This is a genomic window from Roseibium marinum (assembly GCF_002906165.1).
Lineage (GTDB): Bacteria > Pseudomonadota > Alphaproteobacteria > Rhizobiales > Stappiaceae > Roseibium > Roseibium marinum.
Map to the genome: position 1 here is coordinate 250,739 of NZ_PPCN01000006.1, position 16,416 is coordinate 267,154.

The 16,416-nt window shown below is 64.8% G+C and carries 2 protein-coding genes; both read right to left on the reverse strand.

The annotated features are described in order from the left end of the window. Positions 1 to 112: 112 nt before the first annotated feature. On the reverse strand, positions 113 to 11,479 hold the full coding sequence (locus CLV41_RS15590) for a non-ribosomal peptide synthetase (protein ID WP_170107214.1): 11,367 nt from the start codon (positions 11,477 to 11,479) through the stop codon (positions 113 to 115). 52 nt (positions 11,480 to 11,531) lie between these two features. Then, entirely contained in the window at positions 11,532 to 16,409 is a 4,878-nt protein-coding gene (locus tag CLV41_RS15595; RefSeq protein ID WP_103223333.1) for a non-ribosomal peptide synthetase, read from the reverse strand. Positions 16,410 to 16,416: the final 7 nt, after the last annotated feature.

A 16,416-nucleotide genomic window follows, 5' to 3' on the forward strand; every position in this document is an offset into this window, starting at 1 on the left:
CAGGAAGACGCCCGAGGCAGCGTTTGCATTGCAAATGCGTTCGGGCGATTTCCTGAATTCAATTTGACGCGACACTCCTTAGGTCTGTTCAGTCCCTAAACTGCTATTGATCTCAGTCCGGTTTCCGGGAAACCGCGGATAATGTGGTGTCCAGGACCGCGGATCCTCCCTTGCCTTCGTCAAGAATTCTCTCGACGATTTCGCTGTTCGCCGGACCGCTGGTCGGGTCGAGCATGTCCGCATGGTTCCCGAATCCCTGGCGGACCCTGTAGCAGCCGCTTGTCAGTTCGCCCCAGCGTTCAAACGCGGCATCCGTCTGCCAGGTCTGTTCGGAGCGGACCTGATGAATATTGGCGGCAATCCTGCCCGCCGTCACCAGGGGATCGAGATAGGTGATGAAGCTGCGCATTTTGGCGACCAATGCCTCATAGGCTTCGGCATTCCGGATTGCCCGGCCATAGCTCCCGTCCTCTGAAACCATCCGGTCGCGGAAATAAGCCAGGTCGCTGGCGATTTTCGCCTCAACCTCCTTCTTCGAACGCACGATCGGATCGAGATTTGCCGGCGTATCCAGAATGACCAGATCGGCGACCCGGTGTCCGGCGGCCTCCAGCTGCTTCACCACCTCAAAGGCCAGCAATGCGCCTCCCGAAAGCCCGACAACCCGGATCGGACTGTCACCGCAGATGGCGGTGATCGCGTCGGCGTAACGCTCCAGCCTGTCTTCGGCCTCGATGAAATCGAAGGCGTGCAGCCGTATATGCCTGAGCGCTGTGGCCATCTGCGTGAATGCGGAACCGTAACCCAGCAGGGGCGGCATTGCGAAGAGATCGGGGCCTGACCCGGCATTCAGCAGGACCGGCGGGTCGGATGGAGGGACATCATACGGCCGCATCGGCTTTGGCTGTGCCGTGTGTGCGATGGTTTGCAGCTCCCGCGATGCGGCCTTCTGCATCATGTCGTCCAGCATCGCTTGAAGCAGGTGCGGTGCGATCACCTCCGGATTGGCGCGCAGCGTGACCGAAAGACGCCCTCTCTGCACCACCGCGAGGCAATCGACGGGAGCCAGGGACGAAGCGGCAGGATCGGTCATGGTGCCGTGCGAGCCGATCACCGCCGGACCTTGCCGACCGGTTTCCGTAGTTGGCGCGCCGAACTCGCCAAGGTAATTGAAGACGATCGCGCCGCGTATCCGCTCCGCGAGCACAGGATCGTCCCGCAACAGCCGCAGGAACCCGGCGCCGCCGGCCGGCAGAGCGAAGATCGCCGCGGCCACAGCAGCCGGCGTATCCTGCGCGCCGGCGGGAAGAGCCAGGGGAAACATCGTTGTGCACCAGCCGACTGTGTCGGAAAGATCGGCGGCGCGCACCAGGGGGGTCCGGCCATGTCCTTCAAGCAGGAACAGGAGATCCCTGACCGGCAGGTGCGTACGAAGCACTGCCGCGAGGGCACCGAGAAGGATGCTTTCCATTCCTCCGGGCCCCGCGTCCCGCAGCATGCGTCCCGTTGTTTCACCGGACAGTGTCAGAGTGACCTCGCGCGTCTCGTCCTGCCGGCAGGGCGCAGCACAAGCCCACGGCGGCGCGGAGACGGAACCGAGCAGCCGCATCCACTGGGCACGCTCGCGCAAAAGGGAAGGCATTGCGCGCAGATCCTGCTCGGCACGGGCGAGATCTCCCATCGTCCAGCCATCATGCGGAGCCGGTTGCCGGCCCGTCATAAGATCGGTCAGATCCCGCAGGATCAGCCGCCAGCTGTAGCCGTCCACCGCCAGATGATGGATCACGAGAACCAGCAATTCGCCTTCGACTTCATGGCTGATACGCGCCGCGCCGATCAGGCGGCCCTTGCAGATGTCCAGCCCGCGCTGAATATCCTCGGCGATATCGTTCGCCTCAGCGTCACTCACCACCCGGTGCTGTTCGACCGGTCCGACGGCATCGCTTGCCTGTCCCTCGCGATCCTGGTTCCAGGTACCGGCGATCCTTCGGAAGCGGGTCCGCAGGGCCGGGTGTTTTTCGGCGAGACTGACCAGTGCCTCACGAATCTCGTTGCAGGAAACATCGCGGTCCAGCCTCAGCGTGACCGACTGGTTGAAGTGATTGAGGTTGCCGTCGAACCGGGAAAAGAACCAGCTTTGGATCGCCGTCACCGGCGCCGGGCCGTCATCAGCCGCGCGCCGGTCCGCGGTCACCGGTGCCGGAGCACGCAGATGCTGCGCCAGCATTTCGACAGTCCGGTAAAGATAAAGATCGGCGACACCGACGGCAAAGCCGCGTTTCTTGAGCGCATTGACGAGAAGGACGATCTTCAGGGAGTCCGCCCCCACGTCGAAAATGTCGTCATGGCGGCCGATCTGTCCGGTGCCAAGCACCTGCATCCAGATTTCGGCGATTTCGCTCTCCAGGCCCGGTAGCGGGACGGCATGTTCCCGCGGGCTTTGGGAAGCCGGCTCGGGCAGTCTTGCCCTGTCGATCTTTCCGCTGGACGTCAACGGCCAGGCATCCAGCACGACAATGCGTGCGGGGACCATTGCCGAAGGCAGTTCTGCGGCGGCATAGCGGCGCAATTCGCGCTCCTGCCCGGTACCGACCACATAGGCAAGCAGAGCTTCGCCGCGCAGCAGGACGAGCGCCTGTTGCACCCGCGGATGCTGTTCCAGTATCGCCGTGATCTCGCCCAGCTCGATTCGCTGTCCGCGGATCTTCACCTGCGCATCGTCGCGGCCCGCATAGAGGATCGTGCCTTCGGCGGCCCAGGTCCCGCGATCGCCCGTGCGATAGAGGCGGTTGCCATCCGGCCCGGTGACAAAGCGCGCCGCCGTTTGCCCGGGATCAAGATAGCCCAGCGCAAGTCCGGCCCCGGCAACGCAGATTTCCCCCGGGATTCCGATGGGAACGGGGCGCAGATCGGCGCCGAGAATATGGGCCTGGGTGTTGGCTATCGGCCGGCCGATGGGAATTATAGAACCGGCGGATTTCACGCGCTGTATCGTCGAACAAACCGCATTTTCCGTCGGGCCGTAGGCATTGAAATAATCAAGCCGCCCGGCATAGTGCGCGACATCCCTGATCAGCGGCGCTTCACCTGCGGTAATCAACACGCGCAGATGCGGCAGTTCCGGCTGGTCGAGGGCCGCCAGATAGGCCGGTGGCAGAGTTGCGACGCTGATCCGCTCACGTGTCATCCAGCTGGCGAACTCCGCGCCGTCGCGGATCCGTTCAGCCGTTGCCGGAACTAGCGCCGCGCCGCTGGTCAGGCAGGTGAACAACTCCGCCAGGGACGCATCGAAGGCGGGTGAGGCAAACAGCAGGACACGATCCTCGGGCACGATCCCGAAAGTCTCGACCTGCGCGGCGACCATATTGAGGAAAGCGGCATGTCCGACCCTGACCCCCTTGGGCCGGCCGGTGGAGCCTGACGTGAAGATCAGATAGGCGCTCTCAGGATGGAGACCGGGCGCTCCGGTCGCGCGGCCGCCCAGTATCAGGTTCTTGTAGCGGGCAACGGGCGGCGCCACCGAAGACACGCCCTGACCGGCCGCATCGTAAAGGACGAACCGGCATCCCGCTTCAGACAGCGCCTTGTCCATCCGCGTTTCCGGATGAGCCGGATCGAGCGGCAGATAGACGCCGCCCGCCTCCATCACCGCCAGAATGGCAGTCACGAGGTCGGAGCCGCGCTCCATGCACACACCGACCGCCTCCCCGCGCACCAGCTTGCCGGTATCGACCAGCCAGGCGGCAAGGTCCTGCGCGTCGGACTTGAGCCGGGCATAGGTAAGAGGCTCGGAACCGGCGACGGCCACCCGGTCCGGCGTCCGCGCCACCTGTACCCAGACTGCATCGTGGATCGTACCCGTCGGCATGGGAGCGGCAGGTCCGGTGGAAAAGGCCGAGAGCAGCGCCCGTTCCGGTGGCGGAATCATGTCGAGGGCAGAGACCGAGCGATCGCCGGCTTCCACCACGCTCCGGGCAAGTTGCAGCAGATGCTCGATCAGCCGCGTGACCCTGTCGGCGTCGAAAAGACCGGTATTGAATTCGATAGCACCCGAAAGGCAGTCGCCGTCCCGCGAGAAGTGCACGGTCAGGTCGAAACGGGCAATGTCATCGGCAAGCGGCACGGGCGTGAAGGACAGGTCCTTCATCCCATCCGGCTGGGCTTCGCTCACGTGATAGACGATCATCGCGTCGAAAAGTCCGGCCCGGCTCGTATCGCGCGGCACGTTGAGTTCGGCGATCAGATTGTCGAGCGGATAGGCGGCGTGGGTGGTGGCCTGCACGATGGTTTCCGCGACAGCGTCGACAAGCGCGGCGAACGGCATGTTCCCCGACACCTGGTCTCTCAGCACCACGGTCTGCACCTGGAACCCGACCTGGGCCGCCCGCTCCACCCCCTGGCGCGCCGTGATGGCGGCTCCAAGCCAGATATCCTCCTCGCCCGTGTAGCGATGAAACAGGGTTTTCACGAGAGCGGTGAGAAGCGGAAAGAGGCCGCCCTGCGCGGACGCCGCCCGATCCGTCAGCGCCTTTGCAAGGGCGCGATCCACGGTGAACGGGATCGTACGCCCGGCACTCGTCTTGACCTTGGGCCGCGGACGGTCGGAAGGCAGATCGAGACGGATCGGTCCTCCCGCAAGCTGCTGATGCCAATAATCGCGTGCCGCCGAAAGCGGGCTTTTCTCTCCAGCCTCGAGCCGTGCAAGCAGGCCGTTCTCATGGACGGCGATGTCGTGCGCCTGGAGTGCAAGCGGTTGAAGCGGTGACGTCTCGCCCGTCCCAAGGGCATCGTAGACAACGCAGATCTCGTTCAGGACCAGGTCGAGCGACCCGGCGTCGCCGACGATGTGATGCAGACTGAGCAGAAACAGCGCCCGCTCATCCGCACTGCGCCAGAGCTGCAGCCGCAGGGGCGGTCCTGTTTCCAGATCGAAAGGCGTCTGTGCCGCCTGCCGCAGCGCATCCTGAAGCCGGCTCTCGCTCCAGCCGCGCGCATCGTGTTGCGACAGCCCTGTCTCGCAGGCGGCCGGGATCTGTCTTGGCGCACCGCCGGCTGTGACGAACCGGGTCCCGAGCGCCGAATGCCGGGCGCCGACCTGCGCGCAGGCCTGTGCCAGGCGGTCGGGATCGAGCGGCCCCTCGATCCTGACGGCAACATTGAGGAGATAGGCTTTCGGATCGATCTCGTTGAGAACCCAGAGCCTGCGTTGTGCCGGAGACAGCGGATAATCGGCGGCCGGCGGCGCGGGCCGGATTTCATCTGCGGTGCCCGCCTCCAGGCTGAGCGCGGCAAGTCCCGCCACTGTCGGACGTCTCAGGAAGTCCGCCAGAGGCACGGTGACACCTGTCTCCCGCTCCAGTGCGGTCAGCAGGCGGATCGCGGCCAGACTGTGCCCGCCACAGCGGAAGAAATCGTCCTCACGCGTGACCCTTTCCATGCCGAGAATACGCGTCCACAGGACGGCGATTTCCGTTTCCCGGCCGGGTCGGGGCGGCGTGCCGGCGGCGACCGGCTCGCCGGGCGCTGGAAGCCGGCTGCGGTCCAGTTTGCCCGATGCATTCAGCGGGATCTTGTCGAGCCGGACATAGCGTTCCGGCACCATGTATGCCGGAAGAACCTCGGCCAGCGCCTGCCGTACAGCCTCCGCATCCAGCGTTCCGGCGACAACATAGGCCACCAGCTCACGTCCCGCCGGTCCCTCCGGAGCCGTCACAACGGCCGAACGAATGTCAGGCAGAGCGGTGAGCTGCCGTTCGATCTCCAGAAGCTCGATGCGATAGCCGCGGATTTTCACCTGCTGGTCCCGCCGGCCGCAAAACATCAGAACCCCATCCTCGCGGCGGTAGCCGAAATCTCCCGTCAGGTAGAGCCGGGCGCCGGGCCGCTGCGGATGCGGCACAAAAGCGGCGTCCGTGAGTTCGGGCGCGTTGAGATAACCGCGCGCCAATCCCGGGCCGCCGATACAGATCTGCCCGACGATCCCAGGCGGCAGTGCGCGCAAATTCGCATCGCAAATCAGCACCTCGGCCCCGTCAATCGGCATCCCGATCGGAGCCGCGCTTTCGCGTGTCAGGTCGGCTTCGAACTCGTGCCACGTTGCTTCGACGCAGACCTCGCTGGGGCCATAGAGATTGAAAATGCGTAAATCCGTCTGCTGTGCGGCCTTGCGAACCGCTTCGACCATCGGGATCGGCAGTTCCTCGGCACCAAGCAGGAGTGTGCGGACCGGCCAGGCCGAATCGATCTGACCAGCGTCCAAGAGAATGGAAAGAAGGCTTGGGGTCAGGCTGAGCGAGGTAATGCCGTCTCCGGCTATTTGCGCGGAAAGGCCGCGCGGATCGGTTTTGATCTCATCCGGGATGATGTGCAGGGTATGGCCGAACAGTAGCGCGGCGTAGATCTCGTGTACCGAAACGTCAAAGGCGAGCGACGCGAGGGCGGCGTGATGGCCCGGCACCGCGTCTCTGCCACCATGAATTGTTCCGTTCATCCAGCGGATCAGGTTTGCCACGCTGCCGTGTTCGATCATGACACCCTTGGGCGCACCGGTGGTGCCGGACGTGAACAGGACATAAGCCAGGTCATCCGGCCCGACAGAAGGCAGAGCGGCTGTCGCGTCCGTCCTGTCCGCAACGGTTGCCACACGTGCCGTGAGGAATGCCTTGGCGCGGGTCTCCTCCTCCTCACCGGTCACCACAAGAGCGATACCCGCCTGTTCCGCGATTTGCCGGAGCCGCGCATCCGGCAACTTCGGATCGAGCGGAACATAAGCCGCGCCCGCGTGCTGTATCGCAAGAAGGGCGATCACTGCGTCGGCCGACCGGGACAGAAACAGACCGACCCGGTCTCCCGGTGCGGCACCGTGACTTGAAACCAGCGCCCGCGCCAGGGTCTGAACCTTGTCGGCGAGGCTGCGATAGGTCAGGCTCCTGCCCGCCTCAACCAACGCTGTTGCTTCGGGGGTTCGGGCCACCTGCCTGGCAAACATGTCGGTGAGCGTATCAGGCGCGATTACTTCAGGCTCTTCAGCCGAGACTTGCGGCAGGATAGCCAGGTGATCGAGCGGGATCGCAGCCGTCTCGACCATCTGACGGGCGACATGGCACCAGCTCCGAGCCAGACGTTCGGCGCGCGCGGCGGGAACAACGCTTTTACGATAGCTGAGTTCAAGGTTGAAACAGCCTTCCTCGCGCTCCACCACATCGAAGGTCAGGTCGAAACGGGCCGACCGGCCGGCATGCGGCAGCGCGTTGACGGTCAGCCCGTCGAATTCAGCCCGGCTTCGCGTCAGGCGTTGCAATCCGACCATCACCTCGACAAGCGGCGTACGCGCCGGATCGTGCTGGATCGGCAGGCTGTCGATCAACCGGTCATAGGGATAGTGCTGATGCTCAAGCGCACCAAGCACGACGGCGTGCGCCGCCGACAGGAAGCTATCCGTGCTCTTGTGGCCCGCGACGCTGAAACGGAGCGGCACCATGTTGACATAAAGGCCGATCTGGCTCTCCAGTTCAACCAGATCGCGTCCGGCGACCGCGGTGCCGACAACAACTTCGTCCTGCCCCGACCAGCGTGTCAGGGTAAAGGCGGTGATGGCGGCGACAAAGGAAAACAGGCTGATACCCGCTGCCTGGGCCCGTTGCTGCAGCGCCAGCGACAGGTCCGGATCGAGACCGCTGCTGACGATTTCTCCCGCATCGGAAAGGTTCGCCGGGCGCGGGCGGTCAAGCGGAAGGTCAAGCCGGGGAACCGGCCCTTTCATCGTCTCCGCCCAATAGGCTGCCGCTTCGCTCATTTCCGGGCCGTCCGACCGGCCGCTGATCCAGCGGGCGATATCCCGCTGCTGCAGCGGCAGGGCTTTCAGCGCATCGGCGCGCATCGCCTTTTCAGAGTTGTAGAGCCGGGAAAGATCCCGGGCGATCACGTCCAGCGAAATGGCGTCGCCCACAATATGATGGAGCGCGAACGCCAGGACATGTTCTTCCTCGTCGATCCGCACGAGAAGTACCCGCGACAGGTAGCCTTCGGAAAGATCGAACCCGCGCGCCATGAAAGCGGCAACGGCGTCCTGCGCGCTTGCGAGGTCCGGCGCGTCCCCCTGATCGAATGCGTGAGGCCGTGGCGGCTGGACGACCTGACGCGGCCCATCGTCCTTGATCACGAAGGCCGTGCGCAGACTTTCGTGACGCTGCATCACCCCGTCGAGCGCCCGGCGCAGGGCGGGTACGTCAAGGGAGCCGTGAAGCGAGAAGGCGGTGGATACGACATAATCGGCCCGCCCGGGCCTGATCCGGTCGAGCACGAAGAGCTGCTGCTGCGCGGGTGTCAACGGATCGTCGGCAGCCTGCGGCGCGGGCTCGATCCGCGTCCCCTGCGCTCCGCCGCGCACGCGCACATGCCGTGCGAGACCGGCAACGGTCGGCTCGGCGAAAAACTCACGGATCGACAGGGAGCATCCGAAATCGCGGCGGATGCGCCCGATCACCCTGGCCGTCAGCAGGCTGTGCCCTCCGGCAGCAAAAAAATCCTCCGTTCGCCCGAAAGCCGGCCTGTCCAGAACCTCCGCGAAGATACGGGCTATGCCTGTTTCCGTATCGTCCCGCGGCGGATCGATCCCGGTTTTTGCGGCTGGTGCCGTTCCCTGCATCTGTCTCAGGGCGGTGCGGTCAATTTTCCCGCTGGCCATGAGGGGCAGCTTCGGCAGCGCTATCAGCGCCGAAGGTATCATGTAGGCGGGCAGGCGGCCCGCGAGCTGGTCGAGCACCGTTTCGGGTTCAGCCCCCTGACGGAGGACGGCATAGGCGGTGAGCGAGCGGACCTCGCCCGACGGTCCATGTTCGGCAAGGACAACCGCTTCGTCCACGCTCGAAAGCTGCCGCAAGGCGGCTTCGATCTCGCCAAGCTCGATCCTGTGGCCGCGCAGTTTCACCTGATCGTCCAGACGCCCCAGCACTTCAAACCGGCCGTCGGCGCGCCGGCGCGCCAGATCTCCGGTGCGGTAGTATCTGGCAGACACCGCGAACGGGTGGCCGGGATAGCGCTCCGCCGTGAGTTCGGGCCTGTCGTGATAGCCCACACCCAGCCCGGCGCCCGTCAGGCACAATTCCCCAACGGTGCCCACCGGCATGATCTGCCCGTTGCGCCCCCGGATGAAAGCCCCTTCGCCGAGAAAAGGACGGCCGACACATAAAAATCCGTCCGAGAGGTCCTGCGCAGTCGACCAGATGGTGGTTTCCGTAGGCCCGTAGACGTTGATCGCGCGCGTTTTCGGAAGGGCGCGAAGCCCGTTGAAAAGATCGGCGGGCAATGCCTCGCCGCCGACCAGAACCGTCCCCACATCCTCAAGACTTTCCCAGCCAGCGGCATCGACCAGCGTGCGCAGGCGGGAAGGCGTGACCTGCAGCACGTCGATAGAGCGCTCGCGGATCAGATCGCAGATTGCCAGGGGGTCGGCTGCGGTATCGTCGTCGGCGAGAACCACTTCCAGGCCGAGCGCAAGACCGGAGATCAGTTCAAGAACCGAAATGTCGAACGTGTGCGTCGTCAGCCCGAGGATACGCTCACCGGATTTGAGACCGAGCGTGGCGGGCAGGCTTTCGGTGAAGGCCGAAACGCTGCGATGAGCGATCTCGACGCCCTTGGGCTGCCCGGTGGAACCCGATGTATAGGCGACATAGATCAGATCGTCCGGCAAGGGGACCGGCCCTTCGAAAGCAGCCTCGGGCAGAACGGTTTCCGCACCGAGCCGCAGGACGGGACCCTCGTACCCTGAAGGCAGAGAGGCCTCATTCGCGGCGATGAGCGCGCTCACACCCGCATCGCCCACAATGAACCCGGTGCGCGCCGCCGGGTCGCGCGGACCGAGCGGCACATAGGCGGCGCCGATGCGGATCAGCGCCAGCATGGCCGTCACCAGCCAGGAATTGCGGGGCAGCATCAGACCGACCCTGTCTCCACGGTGCACGCCGAGCGTGGAACCGAGATGCGCCGCGAGCCGATCGGCCCTGCGGGACAGCTCCGCATAGGTCAGGGTTTCGCCGCCGGCCGTCAGTGCGGCGGCGTCCGGCATTTCCGCTGACCGGGCCGCAAGCAGCCCCGCCATGCTGCCGGGAGAAGGCAGATCCTCCGGAGGCTGGCTGAGCGCACGGGCCTCCTGCGAGTCCAGCAGGTGATGCTCGTTCAGTGGCCCTTCGGCCTCCGCGATCAGTCTCTCGAGAAGATCCGCGAAATGGCGGGCAAACTGCGTCAGCATGTTCCGGTCATGACATTCGGGATTTGCGGAAAAATGCAGGTGAAGGGACCCCGCCAGGGAAACCTGCAGTGTCAGGGGCGCATGCGTTTCTTCGGTAAGCGCTTCCGGGATCGCCTGCAGCCCGCTCGCGGCTTCCGCCTCGGACGCACCGCCCAGAGGATAGTTCTCGACGATCAGCAGCGTATCGAAGACGCGGGCAGCCTGCGGGGCGGCTCCCTGAATGCCGGCAAGCGGCACATGCTCATGGTCCGCGCGCGCCAGCATGTCGGCATGAACCTGTCGGGCGGTGTCCGCGAAGCTCTCTACCTCGCCAAAACGCACCCTGACCGGCACCGCGTTGATCAGAAGACCCATCATCCTGTCCGCACCCGGCAGATCCGAAGGGCGGTTGGCGATCACAGAGGTAAACAGCGCATCGCTTGTGTCGGTATATTTGGCGAGAAAAACGCCCCACGCGGCGTGGAGCAGAGCACCCGGCGTCAACCGCAACCGGCTGGCGAGCTCCTCGAGCGCGCGCAAAACCTCGGGATCAAGGGTGCGCTCGACATCTGCCGTTCCCGCACCTGAATGCGGCGCATCGCCAGAAGGAAGCGCAGGCATCGGTTCGTGACCGTCCAGATAGGTTTTCCAGTATGGCAGCGACTTTTCAACCGGCCTGTCCTGCACCCATTTGATGAAATTGCTGTAGGCGCGGGCCGGCGCGAGTCCGGATGGCCGGCCGGCGCAGAGGGAGGCATAAAGCGATGAGAATTCCTCGGCCAGCAACCCGAGACACCAGCCGTCGAGCAACACATGATGATGCGTCCAGATCATCAGGTGTTCCTGCGGTGATCGCCGCACCAGCTGAATCCGCGAGGGCGGTCCTGCCTCCAGGTCGAAGCCCCGCACCCGTTCCGCCAGACAAAGCCGGGCGGTCCGGGCCTCCCGGTCCCGCGGATCCAGAGCGCTCAGATCATGCGCGGTTACCTCCGCAGACGCCTGTTTCAGGACAATCTGGAGAAACCGCGGCGTGTTGCGCAGGATGAAGGCAGTCCTGAGTATCGTGTGACGGTCGATCAGCTGCTGCCAGGCTGCATCGAAGGCAGCCCGGTCCAGCGGACCTTTCAGCGCGATGCGGATCTGCTGGGTATAGGCGGTGGAATCGGGTGCCCGCAGGCCCGCCACCACCATGGCTTCCTGCATGGGAGAAAGCGGGTAGATATCCTGGATGCGGTCCTTGCGGATCATGCAGCGCTCTCCCCCCGGAAAGCAGAGGCAAACCGCAGATTGGGCTGTGGTGTCATTCGTCCAGCAATGCCTCGAGCTCGTCCTGCGACAGACCCGACATGGCAACATCAGATGCGGTGAGCTCGGTCCGGCCCAGGCCCTGGCAGTGATCGCAAAGGCGGCGCAGATCGGCCTCGATTTCGACTGCGAGGCGTCTGATCTTCGCTTCTTCCATTGCCTTGCCGTTCCACGTCAGGGTCAGCGCGACTTCCGAGCCATGGGCAACCACGGCGATATCTAGGGGACAGACACGGCGATGCTGCCCCGCCACGACCGGGCCGGCTGGCGCATCCACGACCGACCAGGCTCCCTCGTCCGCCCCTGATCCGCCGCCGAGGAAATTGAAACTCACCTGCGGTACGAGATCAGCGAATACCGGGTCCGCATCGGCGGCAAGCGCAGCGGGCAGATAGCTGGCGCCGTTGTCGGGAACCGAGCGGAGGGTTTCCTTGACCGCCTTTATCCGTCGATCGGCTTCACCTTCAGCCGAGGCCAGAACCACCGGATAAAGGGTCGTGAACCATCCGACCGTGCGCGAGACATTGCGCGGGCTCAGTGCGGGTTCGCGGCCGTGGCCTTCCAGAAGCAGCATCGTCGCGCCCGGTGACCACACGCGGTCAAGGGCGTGGACGAGCGCGGTCAGGATCAGTTCCTGCGGGCGGGTCGAATAGGCCTCGTTCGCCGCGCCCGTGACGGCGAGTGAAAGATCGGCGGGCAACGTGAACGCAAGGCTCTCGCCGTCGCGATAGAGACCGGGATCGGCAGGAGTGAGCGCGCGCGCCGGACGCGCGGCCATGTCGCGCCAGAAGGAACCGGTTTCCTTCACAAGCCTCGGGGCAGCCTCCTCGATATCCCGTGCCCACGCATTAACCGGATCGGTTTTGGCGTCGAATACGATAGGCTTGCCGGAAGCCGCCGCGCTATAGGCCCGGTCGAAATCCGCGATAAGGATCCCCCAGGAAACCCAGTCCACCGCCGCATGATGCACGCAGATGACGAGATCGTCCGCCGCCGGTCCACGCAGCAGCAGTGCCGCCAACATTTGCCCGGCTCCGGGGTTCAAACTTTCCTGCAAGTCGGCCAGTGCCGTGCCGGCATCAGAATCATCCGGTGTGACTTCCGCGAGCGGCACGGACCCGACGGCGTCAGCGAGTTCGATCTGCGGCAGAGGCTCGGCGGGATCGAAGCGGCTTCTCAGCGCGTCGTGATGCTCGGCGAGCGCGGCCAGCGCGGTCTCGACCGCCGCCCGATCCGCCCGGCCCTGCAGACGCAGGCGCATTGCCTGATTGAAATGGTCGCGATGGTCTTTGAAAGACGAGAAGAACCATTTCTGCGCGGGCAATGCGGGCATCCGGCCGGTCACGCGGCCCTGATCCGCCAGGGAGGCGTCATTGCCGCGCAAGACGGTCTGCGCCAGACATTCAACGGTACTCTCGCTCAGGATATCGGTGGCGGTCGTAACGATACCCTCGTTGCCCAGCCGCGATGCGATCTGGATGGCCGATATCGAATCGCCACCGGCGGCGAAGAAATCGGAGGTCACGCCGATTTCATTGGCGCCAAGCACAATCTGCCAAACCGAAAGGATCGCGGTTTCCAGCGCGTCGCGGGGAGCCACATACGCCTGAACGGCGGGGCGTGGCAGGGCAGCCGTATCGACCTTGCCGCTGGGTGTCAGAGGCAGATGGTCGAGCGGGACGACTTCCGCCGGAAGCATGTAGTCCGGCAGACGGGTGGCAAGCCAGTCGCGCAACTCGGCCGGTCCCGCGGCCGGCGCAACCGGCACCGTTGACCCCGACCCGAATACCGTCCGATGCAGAGACGTCGCAAGGAAACCATCGGCGGCATGCGGCGCGGCGCAACTGAAATGCTCCCTCGTCCCGTCGATGCGCCGGCAGACCCCTTCGATCGCAAAATCCGGATTTCTGCCGTTCGCCGAAACGGTGCGTGTGACCGTCCCTTCAAGCACATCCCCGACTTGAAGTCCTTCCAGGGGCCCCTCGAGAGGCAGGATTACCGGCAGCCAGCTGGAGGGGTTTTCCAGAATGTCCACAGCCTCGTCGGGATGATCCGCATCCACAACCAGATGAAGCCAGGCGAGCAAGCCGTCGATGCGTCCGCAAGCATTTACCTCAAGCCGTATCCGATGCGTGTCTTCCAGCGCCATCGGCGCTCGGAAGTCGAGATCTTCCAGCACGTCATGGCTTGTCAGAAGCCGGTCATGCGGCAGGTTTTTCAGGCACAGGCGCAGGTCGAACGGACGTCCGACCTGCTCGAAAATCCGCTCGACATAGGCCGCCGCCACCGGCGCGAATCCCGGTCTCTCTATCAGTCCGGCGAGATCGACGCCGGCGAGCCGTGTCACGCTACGCGCCGGGATCTGGCATTGCGGGGTCCGCATCAGGCCATGGGCGTGATTTACGAGATAGGCCGCGGCCTCCGACCCGCCGATGCTGCCGACGATCTCCGCCACCAGGATATCGGCGGGCTCGGGCAAGGTCACCGACATGATGTCACCGGTGATGATCTCGACCCGGTCCCGCATCCCCGCCGCGTGGATGCGCGCGCGCGCCTTTTCGGCCGTGACGGGATCAATCTCTACCGAATAGACCTTGCGCGCCCCGGCCTCCACGCACATGCGTGTCAGTACCGCCTCCGCGCCCGGACCGATCTCAAGCACGACCTTGCCCGTGACCTGGCGCGTCATCGCGGCGCGATAACTGAGGTTGCGCCGCGTATCGCCCGCCATAGCGCCATAGGCGAGAGTGTCGTAGACGAAGAATTCGGCGATCGAAGGCCAGACCTCCACCGGATCACGGCGGACGGCATAGGCCAGAAGCGGGCCGCCTTCGGCCGGAACCGGTACATGCGCCTGAGCTACAGCCGGGTGCGCCGCCAGCGCGGCCTCGATTTCTCCCCGCTCGACGCGGTAACCGCGCAATTTGATCTGCCCGTCGCGGCGGCCCAGATAGACCAGCGCGCCGCCGGCATCATGGATACCGTAATCCCCGGTGGCGTAGATTCGCTCGCCCGTTTCCTCATTCCGTCCGAAAGGCGGCTCACCGGCGTCGCGGCCAAGATATCCCCGGGCGACACCTGGACCCGACACCACGATCTCTCCCGGCAGTCCCGCAGGCAGGGGACGCCCGGTCGCGTCTCGCACTTCCACCTTGTTTCCCGCAATCGGATGTCCGATGGGAAGGACACGGATCGCCTCGTCCCCGGGTTCCACCTTGTACATCGTCGCGCAGACCGAGCACTCCGTCGGACCGTAGGCGTTGAAGACCGTACACTCCCTGGCGTAGCGTCCGATCAGCGCGGGCGGAGCCGTATCTCCCGCCGTCAGGAGCGCGCGCAGGGTCGGCAGCGGTGCGCCATTCAGCGTTTCCAGAAGGCGGGGCGTGAATGTGGCCACCGTCACGTCATGCCGCGCGAAGGTTTCCCGCAGCTGGTCGGGCATCCGCAATGTTTCCGCCGGAAGCAGGGCGAGCTTCGCACCGGCAAGCAAGGCCATGAAAATCTCGGAAAGCGACGCATCGAACGTTGCGGCCGCAATCTGTGCGACCGTATCCGCCGGACTGTTTTCGAGACGCCGGATCTGATCCCGGATCATGACGGTAAACCCGTGATGGGCGACCTTGACGCCCTTGGGTGTGCCCGTGGAACCCGAAGTAAACAGTAGATAGGCTATGTCGTCCGGCCCGGGGCCATCCGCGTGGAGATCGCAGTCGACCGGTGTGATCGCGTTAATCCGCAGCACCCGGCCGGAAAACGCCTCCGGCACAGTTCCTGCCGCCAACAGCTGGCTGGGCCGCGCCTGATCCAGAATGTCGGCTGTCCGGGTCTCCGGTTGTTCCGGGTCGAGCGGCAGATAGACGGCGCCGTGCGCCATGATGCCGATCAGTCCCGCGATCCAGTCGGGTGTGCGATCGACGAAAAGGCCAACCACATCGCCGGGTTGAACGCCAAGTTCGCGCAGACGGGCCCGGACACCGCCGGCACGCGCCGCCAGCGCATCGTAGCTGACGGTTTCCTCAGCCGTGATCAAAGCGGCGTTCTGGCCGTGCCGGGCGACAACTTCCGCGAACAGGCTTGCAATCGTGTCCTCCGGCGTCCCTGCAGGTGCCGGACCTTCGACGACGGCCCTGGCCGTCTTTCGATCTGAAACGAGATCGAGGGAGGCAAGCGCGGCCCCGGTATCCGCGAACTGGCAAAGCAGATGCGCGGTCAGATCCGACAGCGCGCGCAGATAAAAATCGGGAAGTATCCCGGCCGGGCTGGACAGACGCAGGGTGATCCTCTCGCCCCTGACGATCTCCGCCAGAAGCGCGGCCTCTGTGTGCGGCGTCAACGGCACATGGTTCGCGGGGTCAACCAGAAGCACGTCACTCGACAGGCCCGCGGAATTGGGCAGAAAGGTATCGACCGGCCAGTCCTGATGGCGATAGGCTTCGGCAATACGGGTATTCACCGCGCCAAGAAACTCACGCACCGTTCCGGTCACCATGGCGGGAAGCACCAGGGGCACGGTTTCATGGCCAGCCGGAAGGGCCTCGCCCGATGCAAGCGCCGGCGTCCGTAAAACGATGTGGTCGTCTTCCAGATGCGTGCAAAGGGCGAGGCTCATGGCAGCCGTGATGACGACGAACTGCGGAAGCGGAGCACCCTTCGAGATCCGCGCAAGCACGGCGTCCGCCTCTGAGCCGAGCACAACCTCGTGAGACCCGCCACCGGCACCGAGGGAGGCGAAACCCGGGATGCCGGAAAGTTGGAAAGGCGTCTCAACCTCGGCGGCACAGCCCTGCCAGAAGCTGCGATGTCCCTGATAGCTGCGGGCCGTGTACTGACCGGCCTCGGCGGCATCGGCTATGCGGGTTTGAGACAAGGTCATGAAATTC